Source organism: Allobosea sp. P5_A5 (genome assembly GCF_056400625.1).
This window is the reverse complement of the sequence record NZ_JBFUKY010000001.1, coordinates 138,732-159,147: the sequence shown is the minus strand read 5'-3', so window position 1 is coordinate 159,147 and position 20,416 is coordinate 138,732. Positions and strand designations below refer to the sequence as shown.

The 20,416-nt window shown below is 66.2% G+C and carries 18 protein-coding genes; 12 read left to right on the top strand and 6 right to left on the bottom strand.

Annotation, left to right across the window (positions count from 1 at the left end):
• Positions 1-129 precede the first annotated feature (129 nt).
• A complete protein-coding gene (locus AC1DR6_RS00825) occupies positions 130-1,983 on the top strand; it encodes a M3 family oligoendopeptidase (protein ID WP_476827282.1) in 1,854 nt (617 codons plus the stop codon).
• Between the two features lie 151 nt (positions 1,984-2,134).
• Here AC1DR6_RS00825 and AC1DR6_RS00820 read toward each other — a convergent pair whose 3' ends face one another.
• The gene (locus AC1DR6_RS00820) at positions 2,135-3,664 is read right to left on the bottom strand and encodes an outer membrane beta-barrel protein (protein WP_476827281.1); all 1,530 of its coding nucleotides are present in this window, start codon (positions 3,662-3,664) and stop codon (positions 2,135-2,137) included.
• Between the two features lie 152 nt (positions 3,665-3,816).
• Between AC1DR6_RS00820 and AC1DR6_RS00815 the strand changes: the two genes are divergently transcribed.
• The 11 genes from AC1DR6_RS00815 (at position 3,817) to AC1DR6_RS00765 (ending at position 14,499) form a co-directional block, all read left to right on the top strand.
• Entirely contained in the window at positions 3,817-4,791 is a 975-nt protein-coding gene (locus tag AC1DR6_RS00815) for a KpsF/GutQ family sugar-phosphate isomerase (protein WP_476827280.1), read from the top strand.
• 164 nt (positions 4,792-4,955) lie between these two features.
• Positions 4,956-6,167: a sensor domain-containing phosphodiesterase gene (locus AC1DR6_RS00810; RefSeq protein ID WP_476827279.1), complete on the top strand. Its 1,212-nt coding sequence runs from the start codon at positions 4,956-4,958 to the stop codon at positions 6,165-6,167.
• A gap of 91 nt (positions 6,168-6,258) precedes the next feature.
• Positions 6,259-6,975 carry a GntR family transcriptional regulator gene (locus tag AC1DR6_RS00805; protein ID WP_476827278.1) on the top strand — a complete coding sequence of 239 codons (717 nt, stop codon included), beginning with the start codon at positions 6,259-6,261 and terminating at the stop codon, positions 6,973-6,975.
• Positions 6,976-6,985: 10 nt separating this feature from the next.
• Positions 6,986-8,512 (top strand): xylulokinase, encoded by a 1,527-nt coding sequence (locus AC1DR6_RS00800; protein ID WP_476827277.1) that lies wholly within the window; start codon positions 6,986-6,988, stop codon positions 8,510-8,512.
• Between the two features lie 12 nt (positions 8,513-8,524).
• Positions 8,525-9,337: a BtpA/SgcQ family protein gene (locus tag AC1DR6_RS00795; RefSeq protein WP_476827276.1), complete on the top strand. Its 813-nt coding sequence runs from the start codon at positions 8,525-8,527 to the stop codon at positions 9,335-9,337.
• Between the two features lie 5 nt (positions 9,338-9,342).
• A complete protein-coding gene (locus AC1DR6_RS00790) occupies positions 9,343-10,131 on the top strand; it encodes an SDR family NAD(P)-dependent oxidoreductase (protein WP_476827275.1) in 789 nt (262 codons plus the stop codon).
• Between the two features lies 1 nt (position 10,132).
• Positions 10,133-11,089, top strand: coding sequence for an ABC transporter permease (locus AC1DR6_RS00785; protein WP_476827274.1), 957 nt, complete (start codon positions 10,133-10,135; stop codon positions 11,087-11,089).
• A 31-nt stretch (positions 11,090-11,120) separates the two neighbouring features.
• Positions 11,121-12,077 carry a sugar ABC transporter substrate-binding protein gene (locus AC1DR6_RS00780; protein WP_476827273.1) on the top strand — a complete coding sequence of 319 codons (957 nt, stop codon included), beginning with the start codon at positions 11,121-11,123 and terminating at the stop codon, positions 12,075-12,077.
• Positions 12,078-12,276: 199 nt separating this feature from the next.
• On the top strand, positions 12,277-13,041 hold the full coding sequence (locus AC1DR6_RS00775; protein WP_476827272.1) for an ATP-binding cassette domain-containing protein: 765 nt from the start codon (positions 12,277-12,279) through the stop codon (positions 13,039-13,041).
• Complete coding sequence (locus AC1DR6_RS00770) at positions 13,041-13,967, top strand: nucleoside hydrolase (protein WP_476827271.1); 927 nt, start codon at positions 13,041-13,043, stop codon at positions 13,965-13,967. Before AC1DR6_RS00775 ends, AC1DR6_RS00770 begins: the two co-directional genes overlap by 1 nt.
• Before the next feature lie 10 nt (positions 13,968-13,977).
• Positions 13,978-14,499, top strand: a complete 522-nt coding sequence (locus tag AC1DR6_RS00765; protein WP_476827270.1) for a hypothetical protein — start codon at positions 13,978-13,980, stop codon at positions 14,497-14,499.
• A 49-nt stretch (positions 14,500-14,548) separates the two neighbouring features.
• Here AC1DR6_RS00765 and AC1DR6_RS00760 read toward each other — a convergent pair whose 3' ends face one another.
• Genes AC1DR6_RS00760 through AC1DR6_RS00740 form a run of 5 tightly spaced genes read right to left on the bottom strand, consistent with a single transcriptional unit; the run spans position 14,549 to position 20,377 of the window.
• The gene (locus AC1DR6_RS00760; RefSeq protein ID WP_476827269.1) at positions 14,549-16,030 is read right to left on the bottom strand and encodes a M81 family metallopeptidase; all 1,482 of its coding nucleotides are present in this window, start codon (positions 16,028-16,030) and stop codon (positions 14,549-14,551) included.
• 34 nt (positions 16,031-16,064) lie between these two features.
• The gene (locus AC1DR6_RS00755; RefSeq protein ID WP_476827268.1) at positions 16,065-16,910 is read right to left on the bottom strand and encodes an ABC transporter permease; all 846 of its coding nucleotides are present in this window, start codon (positions 16,908-16,910) and stop codon (positions 16,065-16,067) included.
• Between the two features lie 13 nt (positions 16,911-16,923).
• Positions 16,924-17,856, bottom strand: a complete 933-nt coding sequence (locus tag AC1DR6_RS00750) for an ABC transporter permease (protein ID WP_476827267.1) — start codon at positions 17,854-17,856, stop codon at positions 16,924-16,926.
• 30 nt (positions 17,857-17,886) lie between these two features.
• Entirely contained in the window at positions 17,887-19,446 is a 1,560-nt protein-coding gene (locus AC1DR6_RS00745) for an ABC transporter substrate-binding protein (protein WP_476827266.1), read from the bottom strand.
• A 52-nt stretch (positions 19,447-19,498) separates the two neighbouring features.
• Positions 19,499-20,377 carry a MurR/RpiR family transcriptional regulator gene (locus AC1DR6_RS00740; RefSeq protein ID WP_476827265.1) on the bottom strand — a complete coding sequence of 293 codons (879 nt, stop codon included), beginning with the start codon at positions 20,375-20,377 and terminating at the stop codon, positions 19,499-19,501.
• Positions 20,378-20,416: the final 39 nt, after the last annotated feature.

Sequence of the window (20,416 nt, the reverse complement as noted above, 5' to 3'; positions counted from 1 at the left end):
GGGGCATCGTGGGTCAGAAGAGTTAAGCGGGGTTTAAGCGCGCACCACCTGGCGACCGCGGCATCGGCGGCGATTGATCGCAGCCCCCCTGCCCCCTAAGTGGGAGGGACTGGGCGAAATGGAGTGATCATGCTGTTTGCGACGATGCGAGGCGCGATCGCGCCTGTCCGAGCCGTATCCCATGCCGGGCAGAGCGAGGCCCAGTTGCTGGCCGACCTGCCGGAATGGAACCTCGACGACCTCTATCCGGGTCTCGATTCACCGCTCTTCAAGGCCGATCTCGAGCGCGCTCGCTCTCAGGCCCAGGCCCTGGCGGAGCGCTATCGCGGCAAGCTGGCCGACATGGCCGCAACACCCGGCGCAAGCGCCGACATGGCAGAAGCGGTCAAGGCTTACGAGGATTTGAGCGACCTGCTCGGCCGCATCGGCGCCTATGCCGGGCTGGTCTATTCCGGCGACACCACCGACCCCCAGCGCGCCAAATTCTATGGCGACACGCAGGACAAGTTGAACGCCGCGATCACCGAGCTGCTGTTCTTCGAGCTCGAACTCAACCGTATCGAGCCCGAGCTTCTGGCGAAGGTCGCAGCGCAGCCGCCGCTCTCGCATTGGAAACCCTGGATCGACGATCTCGCCAAGGACAAACCGCACCAGCTCGACGACCGGCTGGAGGCGCTTTTCCACGAGAAGTCGATGACCGGCGCGGCCGCCTGGAACCGGCTCTTCGACGAGACCATCGCCTCCCTGCGCTTCGATTTCGACGGCGAGGAACTGACCCTCGAGCTGACGCTGAACAAGCTGCAGGATTCCGATGGCGAGGTTCGCCGCAAGGCGGCCGACGTTTTGGGCAAGGTTTTCCGCAAGGAGCTGCGAACCTTCGCGCTGATCACCAACACGCTCGCCAAGGATAAGGAGATTTCCGACCGCTGGCGCAAGTTCGAGGATGTCGCGGATTCCCGCCACCTCGCCAACCGCGTCGAGCGCGAGGTGGTCGATGCGCTGGTCGCGGCGGTGCGCGAGGCCTATCCGCGCCTGTCGCACCGCTATTACCGCCTGAAGGCAAAATGGTTCGGCCGCGACGCGCTGGATTTCTGGGACCGCAACGCCCCGCTGCCGCAGATCGAGCAGCGCACCATCCCCTGGAACGAAGCGCGCGACACCGTGCTCTCGGCCTATGGCGCCTTTTCGCCGAAGATGGCCGATATCGCCCAGCGCTTCTTCGACGACCGCTGGATCGACGCCCCGCCGCGCCCCGGCAAGGCGCCCGGCGCCTTCGCCCACCCCACGGTTCCCTCCGCGCACCCCTATGTGCTGCTGAACTATCAGGGCAAGCCGCGCGACGTGATGACGCTCGCCCATGAACTCGGCCATGGCGTGCATCAGGTCCTTGCGGCGCACAACGGCGCCTTGATGGCGCCGACCCCGCTGACGCTGGCCGAAACCGCAAGCGTCTTCGGCGAGATGCTGACCTTCCGCCGCCTGCTCGACGGCACCACCGACCGCAAGCAGCGCAAGGCGATGCTGGCCCAGAAGGTCGAGGACATGATCAACACGGTCGTGCGCCAGATCGCCTTCTACAGCTTCGAGCGCAAGGTCCATGAAGCCCGCCGCCAGGGCGAGCTGACCGGGGAGGCGCTGTGCGAACTCTGGATGAGCGTGCAGGCCGAAAGTCTCGGCCCCGCGATCCGGCTATCGAGCGGCTACGAGCCCTTCTGGTGCTACATCCCGCACTTCATCCATTCGCCGTTCTACGTCTACGCCTATGCCTTCGGCGACTGCCTGGTGAACTCGCTTTACGGCGTCTACCAGAACGCGCCCGATGGCTTTCAGGATCGCTATTTCGCCTTGCTCGCAGCGGGCGGCACCAAGCACCACAGCGAGTTGCTGAAGCCCTTCGGCCTTGATGCGCGCGATCCCGGCTTCTGGCAGATCGGGCTCCAGATGATCGAAGGCATGATCGTCGAGCTGGAAGGGATGGAATAGGCCGCGGGCAATCGGGGACTGCGGCAGCCACCAGCATCATGGTCGGGCTTGACCCGACCACCCACCTCTCTCCACGTCGAGCTCCCATGACGAAGACGTGGATGCTGACCAAAAGGGCGAGCATGACGGCGTGTGTCGGCAGGACGCCGCTTCAGAACTGAACGCGCAGCCCCACCTGCGAGATGTTCGCCGTGTAATCCGCTCCCGTCGCGGTCGAATTCAGCCGCTCATGGGTGAAGCTCGCGCGCACCGAGAAGGTCCGCGTCAGCTTATATTCGAGCTTTGCACCGAGATTGATAAGGTCTTCGCGCAGGCTTTGCCCCTCATACTCCGTGCGCCCGAAATTGGCGAAGCCGGTGACGATCAGGTTTCGCCGCAGCGCATGGGCGATCTCGATGGTCACGCGCCGCGCCGTGGTGCCTGACGATCCCGGGACCGTGGTATCACCCAGTTCCGCCGCACCGCGCAGCGTGATCGTGGTCAGCGGCGTCGGCGACCACAGGATCGAGGCGTCGCCGACGAAGCCGCGCAGATCCCTCAGACGTCCATCCTCGTAGCGCCGGTTCTGGTAACCGCCGGAGATTTCACCGGTCAGCTGCCGCGTGATTTCGAAACTGGAGCCGATGCGGCCGGTCACGCCATCGGAGGAGCGCATGAAACCGCTCGTATCGGTCTTCTCGTCAAAGTCGCGCCGGTCGATCTCGGCCTGGACGAAGGGCTTCAACCCCGGCGTCACCTCGTAGGAGGCGCGCAGGCGCAGGCCGTATTGCGTCTGATTGCGATCCCTCTGCGAGAGGATCGCACCGCTGGAGAGCTGCGCGTCCTCGTAATCGCTGCGATCGGCCGAGCCGCGCAGTGTCAATTGCAGCCGGTTGATATCCTGCGTGATGCCGGCCGAGCCGCCATATTGCAGCACTTGCGGGCGACCCTGAACCGCCGCGGTCAGATCGGGGGAGCCGGGCCTCTGCGTGTCGAGCCGGGCGCGTGTCTCCAGCAGGATGCGGGTATCGCGCGTGACATCGAGCCTGAGGTCGAGATTGGCCTCGCCATCCGGGCGAGAGGCAGCCCGATTGCTGAGATAGTCGATATACCCGCCGCGCAATTGCCCCTTCAGCTCATGAACGTTCCAGTCGGACTGGACGCCGAGTTCGGCGTCGTATCGCTGAAAATAGGAGCCCTTGACGCCTGCTGCGGAACTGCGCTCCGGATTGGTGTCGTAGCCACCCGAGGCCGTGATCGCGGGCTTCAGCACCACCGAGCCGATCCTGACGCCGAGCGGCGCCCAGGGATCCTCGTCCTTTGGCAGCTTTTTGCGCGGCGCGGGCGACAAGGCGGTATCCTGCGGCGGCAAACTTCCCACCGTCGCCGGCGCCAGGCGCATATCCCGCTGCAGGCTGCCGCGCAGGGCGGGTGCCTGCACGGGCTTGCTCGCGCGCCGCGGCTGGTTGCGCGAGATCGCCGAAGGAGAGGCGGCGATGGTTAGCGGCCCGTCCGCATTGGTCTGCGTTTCGCCGGTCGTGCCGGGCAGAGCGCCTGGAAGCGACTGATTCAGCGTGGGCGTCTCCGGCGTGCCGGTTCGCAGCCCCGTTCGCGGCGATTGCTGCGCGCTCGCGCCCGTGGCGAGCACGAGCCCGGCCAACGCCGTGCCGGTCAGCAGCAAAAGGGTCGCACGGCCGGACACGGGGCGCTTCGGGCTCCAGGCAAACGTCGCGCGCTCAAGGCCGCGCATGGTTAACGGAGTTAGAACCAGCAGGGTTAAGGAGCCGTCAACGCCGCAGCTCCCGTGACCTCGCCGGTGGAAAGACGCCGCGTCCCTATGCTAAAGCGCCCGACATGACCGATGACATCCGCGCCTCGGCGCTCCGCACCATCGCCACCGAGCGCGAGGGGCTCGACACGCTGCATGCCGCGCTAAGCGATGGCCTGGGCCAGCCCTTCATCGATGCGGTGACGCTGATCCGGGCTGCGACCGGCCGCGTCATCGTCTCCGGAATGGGGAAATCCGGCCATGTCGGGCGCAAGCTCGCCGCGACGCTGGCCTCGACGGGCACGCCGGCGCATTTCGTCCATCCGGCCGAGGCGAGCCATGGCGATCTCGGCATGGTCCGGCCCGAGGACGTGGTGATTGCGCTGTCCTGGTCGGGCGAGACGGCCGAGCTTGCCGCGCTGGTCGGCTATACCCGACGTTTCCGCGTCGGGCTCGTCGCCTTCACGGCCAACCTCGAGAGCACGTTGGGCCGGGAAGCCGATGTCGCGCTGATCTTGCCCAAGGCGACCGAGGCCTGCCCGAACGGTCTGGCACCGACCACCTCGACCACGATGCAGATGGCGCTGGGAGACGCGCTCGCGGTCGCGCTGCTCGAGGCGCGCGGCTTCTCGCCTCAGGATTTCTTCGTCTACCATCCGGGCGGCAAGCTCGGCGCCCAGCTGAAGACGGTCGATGCCATCATGCATCGCGGTGGCGAACTGCCCATATGCGGGCTCGACACGCTGCTGCCGGATGTGGTGGCGATGATTTCCCAGAAGGGCTTCGGCTGCGCGATCGTGACCGACCTCGAAGGCCGGCTTGCCGGAATCGTCACCGATGGCGATCTGCGCCGCAAGGCGACGATGCCTGGAGGCGCCGCGCTGAGAGCCCGCGACATCATGAGCATCGACCCGCGCCGGGTCGGCCCCGATACGCTTGCCGCGGAGGCGCTGGAACTGGTCAACCGCCTGCGGATCACCGCGCTGATCGTCGCCGATGGGGAAGCGCGGCCGGTCGGTCTCGTCCATGTCCACGACCTGCTGGCGATGGGCGTCGCCTGAGCCGTCGGCGCAGCACATTCTCGCTCTGCCGATCTCTCATAACACCTCGTCAAGCATGCCCGTCTTGAGTCTCACTGAGGCTTTCGGACAACTTTACCGAGCGCGCGAAACCAGCATAGATATCGCTGCAGGGGCCATCGCTTGAGAAGGGATGCTCGGAATCGATGCTGGCGCACGCTTTGCACTGGAGCCAGGCGCCGACGGCGGTCTCGCCGCATGTGGCTGAGAATATCGATCGCATCCTCCATGCGATCCGCACGTTCCTTCGCATGGACGTGGCCTTCGTCTCTGAATTCCTCGGCCAAAACCGCGTCTTTCGTAATGTCGACAGTGCACCCGAGAATCCGATTCTCAAGGCAGGCGACCTGATCCCGCTCGCATCGGGCTATTGCCGCCATGTCGTCAGCGGTGCCCTGCCGGAGCTGATCCCCGATACCGGCAAGATCGAACTGGCCCGCTCGCTGCCCGAAACGGCCTCGATCCCGATCGGTGCCCATCTCAGCGTGCCGATCGAGCTGGCCGATGGCCGCATCTTCGGGACGTTCTGCTGCTTCAGCCACAAGCCGATGCCCGAACTTGGTCAGCGCGATCTCGAGCTGGTGCGCACCTTCGGCCGTGTCCTCGCAACCGATATCGCGGCGGATGTCCGCGACGACACCGAGCGTCGCGCTTCGCTGCGGCCGATCCGTGAGGCGATCGAGAACGACGACCCGCAGATCGTCTTCCAGCCGATCAGGCGACTGTCCGACCGGTCGCTGACCGGCGTCGAATGTCTGGCCCGCTTTGGCACAAAGCCGCTCCGCTCGCCCGACCGCTGGTTCTCCGAGGCCCATGCCGTCGCGGTCGGCGCCGAGCTGGAACTGCTCGCCGTGCGAAAGGCGCTGTCGGCTTGCGCCGCGTTGCCGGCTCCGCTCACGGCGAGCGTCAACATCTCGCCCGACACGCTGGTGGCGGCGTCGGTGATGGAGGCGCTTTCGGGCTTCGATCCCCGCCGGATCGTCATCGAGATCACCGAGCACGTCCCGATTGCCGACTATCAGCCCATTCTGAACGCGCTGGCGCCTCTGCGGGAGCGCGGCATGCGCGTCGCCATCGACGATGCCGGCGCGGGCTATTCGAGCATGCGCCACATCCTCAGCATGCGGCCGGACGTGATCAAGTTCGACATCAGCCTGACCCGCAACGTCGACCGCGACCCGGTGAGACGAGCGATGGCAGCGGCTCTCGCCGAATTCGCCCGGCGCGCCGAGACCGTCATCGTCGCCGAAGGCATCGAGACCGAGCAGGAATTCGAAACCTTGCGGCAGCTCGGCTTTCAAAACGGCCAGGGCTATCTACTCGGCAGGCCGCAGTCCTTGGACGACATCCTCGCCTGATATCGCGGCGCAGCCAAACTCGTCCCCGACCGCCGCTTGACTTGTATTGGATTTGTATCTTCCTATGGGGGATCGCGTTTCGGATGCCGCCATGGTCCGCTATCAGCAGATCGCCGAGAACATCGAACTCGGTCTGTCGACCGCAGGCGACGCGTCGCGGGGGGTTCCTTCCGAGCATGAGCTCTGCGAGCGTTACAGTGCCAGTCGCACAACGATCCGTGCCGCCCTCAAGCAGTTGCAGGACGACGGGCTGATCGAGCGCAGGCAGGGCAAGGGCACCTTCTATCGGCCCAGGCACATCACCAAGCATCTCGGCAGCCTGGTCGATTTCCACAGCGAGGCCCGCATGGCTGGCCGTGTGCCCAGGACACGCGTGCTGACGCTGGCCTGCCGCGCACCCACCCCCAGTGAATTCGCCCTGTTCGGCCATGATGTCGCCAAGGATGGCGTCGTCGACCTGCTTCGGCTGCGCAGCCTCGACGACCAGCCTGCCGTGCTGCAGCGCTCGCGTCTCGGCGCGGCCATGCTCGGGCACATCGACCCGGATGATCTGAGCGACGCTTCGCTTTATCGCTATCTTGCCGAATGCCGCGATATCCATGTCGCCACCGTCGAGGAGACGCTGGAGCCGCTGGGCGCGAGCGCCGAGGACGCCGGCCATCTCGGCATCGCCGAAGGCACGGCGGTCTTTCGCTCGCAGCGCGTCGCTCGCGATGCGGTCGGAGGCGTGATCGAGGTCAGCGATAATCTGATCCGCGGTGACATCTACCGTTTCACGATCCGCCGGCAGATGAGCGCTGCGCCATGAGCGTCGTACCATGAGCGTGGTCCTCGCCTGCGACCTCGGTGGCACAAGCTTTCGCGCGGCGCTGATCGATGGCGCCGGCCGCACGCTGGCGGACAGCACCATTCCAGGGCCGACCCCGATCGACCGCATGGGATGGTCCGAGATCGACGCCGATGCCTGGTGGGCGGTCTTCACAGAAGCGACCGGCAAGCTCGCCGAAGCCGAACCGCAGCTTTTCGGCACGGTCGAGGCGATCGCCATCTGCGGCGTCACCCGCACGCAGGTCTTCGTCGGGCGCGACGGGCGCCAGCTTCGTCCCGCCATGACCTGGAAGGACACCCGCTCCGAGGCCGCTGCCGCTCGCCTGCGCGCGCTGCTCCCGGCTCATCCGGAAGCGGAGCGCATCAACGCCTTTCACCCGCTGGCTCGCCTCGCCTGGCTCGCCGAGGAGGAGGAGGCGAGCTTCCGCGCGCTCGCCACCGTTCTGGAACCGAAGGACTGGCTGAATTTCCGGCTCACCGGAAAACAGGCCGGCGATCCGGTCTCGATGGCGCGGCTGATGGCCTGCGCTCAGCGCGAGGGTAAGGCCGATGCGCTGTCTGCCATCGGCCTCGAGGCCTCGATCATTCCGCCATTGCTGGAACCGTGCGATGTTCTCGCGCCGGTCCGGCAGGGTCTCGGGCGCGCGCTGGGCCGGCTGGCGGGCGTGCCGGTCTTCTGCTCATCGAGCGACACCTGGGTCGCTGTGACAGGCCTTGGCGCGATGCGAAGCGGCTTCGCCTACAACATCTCCGGGACCACGGAAGTGCTGGGGGTCGTCGGCGATGCGGCGGCTGTCGCGGAAGGACTTCTCACCGTCGACTGGCGCGGGCTCTGGCAGCTCGGCGGGCCGAGCCAGAACGGCGCCGACACCGCCGCCTGGCTGATGGATCTTCTCGGCGTGCACGAGCATGGCCGCGCGACCATGGCGGACGAAATCGGCGCGCTGTTGGCAGGCCGCCGCCACCCGCAGCCGCTTCTGTTCCTGCCTTATCTCCAGGGCGAGCGCGTGCCCTACTGGAACCCCTCCTTGCGCGGCGCCTTCCTCGGCCTCGGCCGCCAGCATGGCGGGACTGACCTCGCCTTCGCGGTGCTCGAGGGGGTCGCCTTTCTCAATCGCATCGTGCTGGAGAAGGCGGAGGCCGCCCTTGGCGAGCCCGTCGGCGAAATCCGCTTCGGCGGCGGCGCGGCCGCCAATCCGGTCTGGGCCCAGATCAAGGCCGATATCTGCGACCGGCCTGTGGTGGTCGGCACGGCCAAGGAGCCTGGCCTGCTCGGCGCGGCCATCATCGCCTGGACAGGGCTTGGCCGGTTCGCATCGCTGGCTGCCGCGCAAGATGCGCTGGTCGCGACACGCGCCCGCTACGAGCCGAACCCCGCCAGACGCGACGCCTATGACGCGTTGTTCGCGCTCTTTCGGCGCGCGGAGACCGCCCTTGCGCCGATTTCGACCGATCTTGCCGCCCTCTCGCGCAGCGTCGGCAGCCTGCCCGGCATCCACGCCCCGCTCTCTTCGTAAAGGTCCGACGCCATGAAGAGCCTCGTTCAGACCGAATATGGCCGCGACCACCTGCTGGTCGGTTGCGTCCACACGCTCGCCCTGCCGGGAACGCCGCTTTATGACCGCTGCGGCGGCATGCGCAAGATCGTCGCCCAGGCCAGGGAGGAGGCTAATATCCTCGAGGAGGCCGGCTTCCACGCGCTGCTCTACACCAACGAGTCGGACATGCCCTACGAGGCGAACATGCCAGTCGAGGTGGTCGCGGCCATGACGGAGGTCATCGCCGAGTGCCAGGCGCGGACCAGCCTGCCCCATGGCGTCAACATGCTGATCGACCCGCCGGCCTCCATCGCCGTCGCCCATGCCACGGGCGGGCGCTTCGTACGTGCCTTCCTGACCGGGCTGCTTGCCGGCGACATCGGCATGATGGCCCCGGACGGCGCGCGGGCCTTGCGCCTGCGGGCCAATCTCGGCGCGGAGAAGATCCGCATCATCTGCAACGTCACGCCGGGCTTCTCGATCAATCTCGATACGCGGCCCGTCGAACAGCTCGCCTCGGGCGCGGTCTTCATCGGCCTGGCCGACGTGGTCTGCGTGGGCGGGCCGGCCGCCGGCAAGGAAGCCGATATCGCGCTGATCGAGCGCGTGGCGAAGCATGTCGCCGATACGCCGGTCGCGGTCGGCACGGGGGTGGCGGAGGAAAACATCGCGCGTCTAGCGGAGGTCGCCGACATCTTCATCATCGGGACGTCCATCAAGAAGGACCGGCAGACCCTGAACGCGGTCGAGCCGCGGCGCGCGCAGGCGCTGGTGCGCGCCTACGAAGCGCGCAAGGCTGCCTGACGCCGATGACCGCAAGCCCCGCCCCCGTCACCCTGATCACCGGCGCCTCCGGCGGCATCTGCGGCGTGCTTGCCGCCATGCTCGCCGCCCGCGGACACCGCCTCGTCCTCACCGCCCTCGACCCGACCGGGCTCGATGCGGTCACCGCCGAGATCGTCGCTACTGGGGGCGACGCCGTGGCGCTGGCGGGCGATGTGCAGGACCATGCCTTGCCAGGCGCACTCATCGCGCTCGCCGAAAGCCGCTTCGGGCGGCTCGACAACCTCGTCACCGGCGCGGGCGCCTCGCGGCCCGTGCCGCTGGTCGAGATGGAGGATGACGAGTGGGACAAGCTCGTCGACATCAACCTCTCGGCCGTGTTCCGCATCTCGAAGGCGGTGGCACGGCAGATGATCGCGCAGGGGCAAGGTGGCGCGATCGTCCATATCTCCTCGATCGCGCACGGCAATGGCGGCGCCAATCTCGCTTACGGCTCGGCCAAGGGCGGGGTCGCCACGCTGACACGCGGCATGGCCCAGCAATTGGGCCCGCAGGGAATCCGCGTGAATGCTGTTGCGCCCGGCATCATCGATACGCCAATGGTGAGAAACGGATTCGCGCGGCAGTTCAACGCGCTGGTCGAGGGCGCAGCGGTGCGGACGCCGCTGGGAAGGCTGGGACGGCCGGAGGATGTCGCCAACGTGATCGCGTTCCTGCTTTCGGAAGGCGCGGCCTTCGTGACCGGCGCCCTGATCCCGATCACCGGCGGCATCGAGATCCTGTCGCCGATCTCGACGATCGCCAGGGGAGCCTGAATTGGGCCGCATCGACCTGCGCGAGTTGATCGGTCGCTACGGCACGGCGCTGGCCGGCCTGCTGCTGATCCTGTTCTTCCTCGTCTTCGCGCCGAATTTCGCCACCGCGACCAACATCATCAACGTGCTGAAGGATACCAGCTTCCTCGCCATTCTGGCGCTGGGCTTCGCGCTGGCCTTCACGGTGGCCGAGCTCGACCTTTCGGTCGCCGAGATCGCGAGCCTGGCCGCGGTGGTCTGCGGTTGGATGGTGCAGCAGCATTATCCGCCGGCGCTCGCCGTGCTGGCCGCGCTCGCGGTCGGTGTCGCGCTCGGCTCCTTCAATGGCTTCGGCGTCACCGTTTTGCGCATTCCCTCGCTGATCATGACACTGGGCACGGCGGCGATCGCCAAGGGGCTCGCCTTCATGATCACCCAGGGCATCGCCTTCGTCGGGCGCTGGCCCGTCGGCTTCACCGGGCTTGCGCGCGGCACCAGCTTCGGCATTCCCAACCTGGTGCTGTGGATGGCCGCCGCCACGCTGTTCGCCTATGGCCTGGTGAAATGGACGAAGACGGGCGCGCATATGACCGCGACCGGCGAGGCCGACGAGGCGGCGCGTCTGGCCGGCATCGCGACAGGCCGGATGAAGCGCATCGGCCTGCTGCTCGCAGGTGTCTTCGCCAGCATCATGGCCGTGCTGCTGGCCGCCAACCTGTCCTCGGCCGCGCCGAACATGGCGGGCGACTATCTGCTCTACGCCATCGCCGCCGTGTTGCTGGGCATGACGATGTTCGACCCCGGCAAGCCGAGCGTGCAGGGTACGGTGTTCGCAGCCCTGGTGCTCAAGGTGCTCGGCAACGGCTTGGTGCTGCTCGGCGCGCCCTATTACATTCAGGACATCGTGCTCGGCGCGATCATCATCGGTTCCGTCGCCTTCTCGGCCAGCGCCATGAAGAAGGCGGCCTTCAGGGTCTGACGTTCAAAAACAAAACGAGGGGAATACGCAGATGATCGGCAAGTCTTTCATGAGGATCAGGACGTTACTGGCGGCCGCGGCCCTGCTCGCGCTCGCCCCATCGGCCCACGCCTTCGAAGTTGGGATCATCGGCTTCCAGTTCTCGTCGGAAACCCACGCGCGCGTCGCCAACGCCGCGGCAGCCGCAGCCAAGGCGAAGGGCTGGAACGTCACGCTGCTGAACTCCGAAGGCGCACTGCCCAAGCACGCCGAGCAGTTCGACGCGCTCATCGCCAAGAAGGTCGACGCCATCATCATCGCGATGGGCAAGCCGGTGGAGGCCGACGCCCAGTTCCAGGCGGCCAAGGATGCCAAGATCCCCGTCATCACCGTGCAGTCCGGCGCCAGCCCGCATGCGCTCTTCGACATTCAGTCGAACGAATACAAGATCGGCGCCGATGCCGCGCTCTACCTGCTCGGCCAGCTCGGCTACCAGGGCAACATCCTGACCGCGCGCTTCGACCTCAACGTCGCCTCGCGCATTCGCGGCAAGGTGCTCGATATCGTACTTGCCGAAAACCAGGGCGTGAAGGATATCGGCAAGTTCTCGATGGCCCGCACCCAGAGCTGGCGCGACGATGTCCGCTCCGGCATGCAGGCGCTGCTCCTGCAGAACCAGGGCAAGGTCAACGGCATCTGGGCCTCGTTCGACGGGCAGGCCTACATCATCGATGATCTGCTGCAGGCTCAAGGGGTCAAGAAGGGCCAGATCCCGCTGGTCTCCGTCGATGGCGGGCAGGAAAGCTACGAGCGCATCGCCGACCCCGCCTCCACCTTCATGGCCACGGTCTCGGTGCCCTTCGAGGAGATGGGCAGGAAGGCGGTCGATGCGATCCAGACCATCGTCATCGACAAGAAGCCCAAGGAGGCGGTCACCAGCGGCCCCTACCTCTTCATGGACGCCGTTCTGGTCGACAAGAACAACGTCCAGCAGTTCCTGAAGAAGTGAGGCTCCTCACCTTCTCCCCTTGCGGGAGAAGGTGGCTCGGCGAAGCCGGGACGGATGAGGGGTCGCACTGCGCTTTCCAGTTCGCACCTGGCAAGACCGGCACCGGAAAACGTCGCGGACCCCTTACCCCGACCCTCTCCCGCAAGGGAGGGGGCAAGCCGCGCCCGATCGCCGATCCATAGCAATCTGGTTAAACGCCATGACCAATCCCACCCCCCTCCTCTCGCTGCGCGGCATCGGCAAGAGCTACGGTCCCGTCGTCGCGGTGCGCGAGGTCGATCTCGACATCTTTCCGGGCGAAGTGGTGGCGCTTTGCGGCGACAACGGCGCCGGCAAGTCGAGCCTGATCAAGGTCATCTCCGGCGCCGAGGAGGCGACGAGGGGAACGATCCATCTGCGCGGCAAGCCGGTCAGCTTCGCCTCCCCGCATGATGCGCTCTCGCACGGCGTCGCGACGATCTACCAAGACCTCGCGCTCGCCCCTCGGCTCTCGATCGCGCAGAACGTCTTCATGGGTTCGGAGCTGACGAAGCCCGTGCTGCTCCCCTTCCTGCGCGTGCTCGACAAGAAGCGGATGATCGCGGAATCGAGGCGCTACCTGTCGCAGCTTTCCGCTGCTGTCACCGACATGACGAGGCCGGTCGAGCGGCTGTCCGGCGGCCAGCGTCAGGCGGTCGCGATCTCACGCGCGCTGCGCTGGAACGCCGAGATCATTATCATGGACGAACCGACGGCCGCGCTCGGCGTCAAGGAGAGCGCGCTCGTGCTCGACCTGATCCGCAAGCTCAAGGCCGATGGACGCACCGTCATTCTGATCAGCCACAACATGCGCGACGTCGTTGCTCTGGCCGACCGCGTGGTGATCATGGGTGCCGGTCGCAAATATGTCGACCGGCCGCTGGGCGATCTCCAGGCCGACGACATCGCCCATATGATCATGGCCGGAAACGCAAAGGCGGCCTGATGCGCGAAGCCATCATCATCGATACCGATCCGGGGCAGGACGATGCCGTCGCGCTGCTGCTGGCCTTCGCCAGCCGTGGACAGCTCGACCTGAAGGCGATCACCACCGTCGCCGGCAATGTCCCGGTCGCGCAGACCACCGCCAACGCGCTGCGAATTCGAGACCTCGCCGGGCGCGGCGAGGTGCCCGTGTATCGCGGAGCCGAAGGCCCGCTCGTCCTGCCGCTGGAAACGGCCGAATTCGTCTGCGGGCCGGACGGACTGGCAGGCGCCGGACTGCCCCAGCCCCAAAGCGAGGCTGCACCCGGCCACGCCGTACAGGCGATCATCGAGATCTGCCGCGCTGCTCCAGCCAGCATCACGCTGTGTCCGCTGGGTCCTCTGAGCAATCTCGCATTGGCTTTCCGGCTGGCGCCCGACATCCTGCCGAAGATCGACCGCATTGTGGTGATGGGTGGCGCGATCGGGCTTGGCAACATCACACCGGCCGCCGAATTCAATACCTATGTCGACCCGCACGCGGCGGCTGTCGTTTTCGGCTGCGACCGCCCGATCGTGATGTTCGGCCTCGGCGTGACGCTGCAGGCCCTCGCCAGCCACGACCAGATCGCCCGCATCGGCAATCTCGGCAATAAGGCCGGCAAGGCCGTCCACGGCATGCTCACCCGCCCCCGCCCCGGCGGGCTCGGCAGCGCCGGCCATCCCATGCACGACCCCTGCGTCATCGCCTATCTGCTCTGGCCCGACCTGTTTTCAGGCCGCGATTGCCATGTCGGCGTCGAGACGACTGATGGACCCTTGCGCGGCCGCACCACGATCGACTGGAACGGCCGGCTGAAGCGGGAGCCCAATGCGCATGTCGTGTCGACCGTCGAGGCTCACGAACTGTTCGAGCGCATGATCGAACGCCTTTCTACGCTGCCCTGAAGGACACCCGATGCCTCATTTCGTCGAAGCGTTGCAGCAGGAGGCCACCGGTGCCGTCGCCCGGATGCAGGAGGCGGCAATCGAGGCCCGGCGCGTCCATGCCCGGGCCGAACTGATGCGCCATATGCTGACGACGGCGCGCAAGGTGAAGGACCAGCCGAAGGCGCAGGCCGTCGAGACCGTGGTCCGCGAATGGATGGACGCCTGGAACCTGGAACGCTCGGCTTGGCCGCACATCGAGCGCGAGATGCAGGTTTTCACGGAAGCCTTCCATGATTACGCCAACGATCCCGATGATGCCGCCGACGCGCGCTTGCGCCAGACCTGCGCGGCGCTCGACGCCGTGCTGGCTCGGGAGAACACCTCCATCTCCGATCAGATGGCCTACCGGTCGCAATGCGCCCATCGCTGGTGGGAGCTGGTGCAGCCGGTCCCGGAGGATCTGCCCGGACGCAAACCCCGGCCTGCGATACCTGCGCTTGAGCCCGACCAACCGTTTTGGGCTGCGGGCTGCCCCGATTTCTGCCGATAGACCAGAGCCTCTCGCCTCGGCAAACCGACGACGCGATCGGCCCTCCCAGCTAGCGATCCAGCGGAAAGATCGGCCGCCGGGCCCTTCGATAAGGCAACTTCGACAGATCCGGAGTGCACAGCGCGCCGCTGTCGCAGACGATGATTTTGCCCGCGATGGGCTCGAAGGCGGCTCGGAAGTGCTGCATCGATTTCAGGCCGACCACGCGCTTGGCAGCAGGGTCGATGCCGAAGGCGCGGAACTGCTGCAGATCGTTCATCTGAGCGCGGCTGGTGGTGACGAGGATGTCGATCCCGCTGACGCGCAGCACAGCGCAGGGCCCCCAGCTCGCCTGCAATCCGCCCATCATCGGGCCATCGCCGACATAGTGGCCGTCGCTGACGCTGACGAGCGTGCCCGTCAGCGAAAGCGGACCGCCGCCTATCAGGGGATCGACCTTGCCGCCGAGACGAACCGACACCGTCGATCCCGGCGCGGCCCCATGCAGTTCGGCGGCCGATTCCGGATCGACGATCGGGCCGAAGCAGGCATCCTTCAGCTCCGCCGCGATCATCGCGCCGAGCAGGCCCGTGGCGTCGCCATAGCCACCGCCACCGGGATTATCGGCATAATCGGCGATGATCAGCGGGCCGCTCGTGCCGACATAGGCCTTTGCTTCCGCCACGGCGTCCGCGACCGAGACGAACTCCGTCACGGTCTCGAAGCGCCGCTGCCACATATCCTCGATCAGCGACTCTGCGAAGGCCCGATGCCTCTCCTCATCGCCCTCGCAGGTCACGAGGACGGTCGGGCCGACCTCGGCGATATCCGCATTGCCGAAGCCGCCATTGACGCTGACGGCGAAGACACCTTGCTCCTGCTCATAAGCCTTGGCCTGAGCGATCCGCTCGACCATCGGGCCGATATCGGTGCGCCCGCCATTGACCTCCTCCAGCATCGGCCGATCGGCGCGCAAGGTTACCGGCCCGATCTCGCTTGCCATCGTCCGCTGGAGAATGTGGGCTGCCAGCTGGCCGGTCTCGCGAATATCGACATGGGGATAGGTCTTGTAGGAGACTACGATCTGGGCGAGCTCCACCATCCTGCGGGTGACGTTGGCGTGCGGATCGAGCGTGATCCCGATCGGGATTTGCCGGCCGAGCACCGCGCGCAGCCGCTCCAATAATTCGCCCTCGCCATCCTCGCAGAACGCCGTGACCATCGCGCCGTGCAGCCCGAGCAGCACGCCGTCGATCTTTCCGGCATGGGCCTTGGCGGTCTCGACGATCACGCCAGCGATGCGATCGAAGGCGTCCTGCGTCACGGGGCCGGACGGCTGAGCGGCGGCGCTGATCGCGTGGACGATGGTCCAGCCGGCGGGCCGGCCGATATCGAGAAAGCCCGCGAGCGGCGTGTTCGCTTCGCCGCGCGCGGCCATCGCGTCCTGCCCGAGCTGAATGCCGCGATCCTCGAACGCGGCATAATCCGCCGGGCAGCGGCTGAAGGTGTTGCTCTCATGCGAGAATTCTGCAGTCAGCACGGTGAAGGTCATGAGGGTGTCCTGGGCATCCTGAACGGTGCGGGCGTCAGCCGTCCCGCAACGGGCGGCGGATATCGAGCGCCTCGATCAAGGCGTCGCCGAAGAGGTTGATCGCGATCACGGTCGTGGCGATGACGAGGCCGGGGAAGATGATGATCCAGGGCGCGATGAAGATCTGCGCGGTGCCGGAGCTCATCATCGCGCCCCAGCTCGGCACCGGCGGCTGCGCGCCCAGCCCGAAGAAACCGAGCGTCGCCTCGAGCACGATCGCATCGCCCGTCGCCAGCATGCCGGCGACGATCACCGGCGTCATCGCATTGGGCAGCAGATGCCCGAACAGCACGCGCCCCGGCCCGGCGCCCGCCGCCACCGCCGCATCGACGAAAAGCTCGCCCTTCATCGACATCACCTGCGCCCGCGTCAGCCGGGTGAACTGGGCGAGGTAAGCGATGGCGATGGCGATCGCCGTCGAATGCAGGCCCGGCCCCAGGATCGCGATCAGCAGCAGCGCCAGCAGGATTTCCGGAAACGACCATGTCAAATCGACCGCCATCGTCACGACACGGTCGAACGCACCACCGAAATATCCCGCCGCTGCGCCCAGCGTCGACCCTACCAGCACCGAAAGCGCGATCGAAAGCACGCTGACGCTCAACGACGTCCGCGCGCCCTGAATGATCCGCGAGAGCAGATCGCGCCCGAACTCGTCGGTGCCGAGCCAATGCGCGGCCGAGGGCGGCGTGTTCGCGATGGACAGCTTCTGCGCTGCATAGTCGTAGGGCGCGATCCAGGGCGCGAAGAGCGCGCAGAGCACGAGCCCGATCAGGAACAGCGCACAAAGCGCGCCGCAGGGGGACCGGGCGATGCGAGCAACGACGGACGACCGGTTCATCCTGCACTCCGCATCATCGCGCACCCATGGCTTCGCGCAGGCGTGGATCGAGCGCGGCCTGCGCCAGATCGCCAAGGAGCGTGCCGAGCATGACCGCGATCGCCAGCATCAGGAGGCAGCCCTGCACGAGCGGATAATCACGCTGGCCAAGCGCCGTGATCAGCAGCGAGCCGAGTCCCGGCCGGGCGAAGACGTATTCCACCGTGACGGCGCCACCCAAAATCCAGCCGATGCGCAGGCCGAGGATGGTCATGACCGGCAGCATCGCCTGCTGCAGGACGTGCCGAAGCTGGATACGCCAGAACGGCACCCCCTTGGCCTGCAGCACGCGGACGAAATCGCGCCCGGATATCTCGACCATCGCCGCACGCGTGACGCGCGCGATCAGCGCCGTGCCGCCGATGCCGATGGTCAGCGCCGGCAAAACCAGGGCGTCCCAGCTGCGCGCGCCCGAAACGGGAAACCACTCGAACTGGACCGCAAACATCAAAATCATCAGCAAGGCGAGCCAGAAGCTCGGCAGCGTCGATCCCAGCAGGATGAAGCCCATCACCGACCGGTCGAACAGACTGTCGCGAAAGGAGGCCGCGAGCACACCGGCGACGATGCCGACGAGCGTCGAGAAGAGCAGCGCACTGCCCCCAAGCGCCAGGCTATGCGGCAGGTTCTCCGCGATCAGCCGCGAGACCGGCTGGCGCATCACGATGGCTTCGCCGAGATCGCCTGTGACGATCTTGGCGAGCCAGCGCGCGTATTGCGCCAGCAAGGGCTGGTCGAGCCCATAGCGGGCGATCATCTGCGCCCGCTGCTCCAGCGTCGAGCCGACCTGGACGAGATGCTCCAGCGGATCGCCCGGCACGAGGTGGATGACCATGAAGATCACCAGCGAGACGGCGAGGAACACCGGCACCAGCATGGCGAGCCGCCGGATCGCGAAGCGTAGCAAGAGGTCCTCCCGCCTATCGTCGTGGAAGGCTCAGTTGGCCGGGGCGATGTCGAGCATCGTCGGGCCGTAGAGTCCAGTGCCGCGAATCTGGTCCGGCATTGTGATGCGCTTGCCGTAGGCGATGCTCTGCACCGGCTGGTAGATCGGCGCGAAGGCATACTGCGACAGCACGTATTCGTGGTATTTGGTGAAGTTCGCGACGCGCTCGTCCCAGGTCTTGGACTTGTTCATGGCGACGTCGTTCAGGCGCTCGGCTTCCGGATCGTTCAGCATCGAGACGTTGGGGTAGCCCAGCCGCTTGGCGCTGAAGAACCAGTCGACGATGTCCGCATTCGTCCACTGATAGGAGCGGATCGCGAGCTGGTGCTCGGTCTTCTTGCGGTATTGCGCGTTGATCGAGCCGGAATCGACGATGCTGATATCGGCCTGGATGCCCACGGCCTTGAGCTGCGCCTGCACGATCTCGACGAGCCGTTTGAACTCGGTGCCGTTCTGGGTCCAGAGCTTCACGTCGAGACGCTTGCTGTCCTTGACGCGGATGCCGTCGGCGCCGGCCTTCCAGCCGGCCTCGTCGAGAAGCTTTTTCGAGCGCTCGGGATCGTAGGCGATCCTGTATTTCGGCTCGACCTGCGCCTCCTTCAGCGAGGAGATCAGGAAGGTGTCGGCCACCGCTCCGTTGCCGCCATAAAGGCTCGCCAGGATTTCCTTCTGGTTGACGGCAAAGGCCGTCGCCTCGCGCACCTTGATGTCGGTGAAGGGTTCGACGCTGGTGTTGATCGGCATATAGACCAGCTCGTTGCCCGGCGTGGTCACGAGCTTCACCGCCTTGTCAGCCTGGATGCGGGGAATGAAGTCTGTGGGAACGTTGACGAGCAGATCGGCGCCACCGGTCTTGAGTTCGAGATAGGCGGTCGATTCCTCGCCGATCTCGCGGAACGTCAGCTTCTTGAACTTGGCCGGCCCCTGGTTCTTCGAGAGGTCGGAGGCCCATTTGTAATCGTCGTTGCGGGCGAGCACGGTCTGCTGTCCCACGGTGAACTGCTGCATCTTGTAGGGACCTGTGCCGATCGCCTCGGTGACGCCGAACTTGTCGCCGAGCGCCTCGTAGGATTTCGGTTCCGGCACGCACATGAACGAGCTGGCGAGGTTGAACAGCAGGTTCGGGTCCGGGCGCTTCATCTGGAAACGCACCGTCAGGTCGTCGACGATCTCGACCTTGTCGATCGCCTCGACGGTGAAGGCGTTCTCGGTGCCCTTGAACTGCGGCACCCACCATTCGATTGTCTTGGCGTTGAAGGGCTCGCCATTATGGAATGTCACGCCGGGCTTCAGCTTGAAGGTCCAGAGCATGCCGTCGGCACTCGACTCCCATGAGCTTGCGAGCTGGCCGTGGAAGCTCTGGTCGGCATCCTGCACCACCAGCCGGTCGAAGATCAGCGTCGTCGCCGTATTGAGCTTGGTCGCCTTGATCGGGTTGTAGGTCGGCGCGCCGACGAGGCGCGCGGTCATCACGAAGGTCGCTTCCTGCGCCATCGCGGTGGTGGCGGCCAGCGTGGCGAGACCCAGTGCCAGAAGGCTCCGCTTCATCATCGTCCTCATCCCGTTTCCCCTTATGTTCGAGATGCTGCGAAAATCGATCGGCTCATGCGGGCGGCCCGGAGCCGTCGCCGACATGGCCGGTAAAGCGGCCGTAAAGCGCGGCCATGCGGTCGAGACGCTGCTCGACCTCGGGCCCCAACTCCACGAACACCGCGTTGACCAGAAGCGAGCCGAGGTTCGCCATCTGCGCGGTCGAGTCCCAGAACAGGTTGAAGTCGGTCGAGACGACGAGCATTTCGTCGACCAGTCGGCGGCCCCAATCGCAGAAGGAATCGGTCACCAGCGTGGTCGCGATGCCGGCCTGCTTCGCCTGTTCGGCCAACGCCTTGGCCATGCGCGAGTAGCGGCGCGCCTCGAATATCACGAGGCAGCGACCTTCCTCCTCCGACAAGAGCACTTCGGCGAAATTGCCGGCGGCTAGGTCGACAAAATGAACCCCGTCGCGCAGGTATTGCAGCTGGTTGGCGAGGTATTGCGCAAGGCCGCGTTCCGTCTGGAACCCCGTGACGTAGACCGACGAGGCCGTGGCAAGGCGCCTTGCGACCCGCTTCCAGTCCTCGCTTTGCGCAAGCTCGTAGAGTCTGACCAGCCCGGCAATCTCAAGCTGAAGGCTGCGCGCGAGCTGGTCGTCCCCGGCGAGGCTGCGCTGCTGGAAATCGCGAAGCCGGTCGCTGATCAACCAGGGCCGGTCGCCGATCTCCTCGGCGAGGCTGGCCTTGAGGTCCTTCAGGCTCCTGTAGCCCAAGGTCCGGCAGAAGCGCCCGACCGTGGGCTCGCTGACCGCAACCTTTTCGGCAAGGCTCGCCGCCGTCTCGAAAGGAAGGCTGGCAAGCTGCGCCAGCATATAGCTCGCCAGCGCCTTGTCGGCCTTGGAGCCGGAAGCAAGGCAAACCTGCAATCTCTGGCGAAGCGTCTGCGACATCGGACCCCCGAACCGGCATCATCAGAGAAAGTTTTCTGT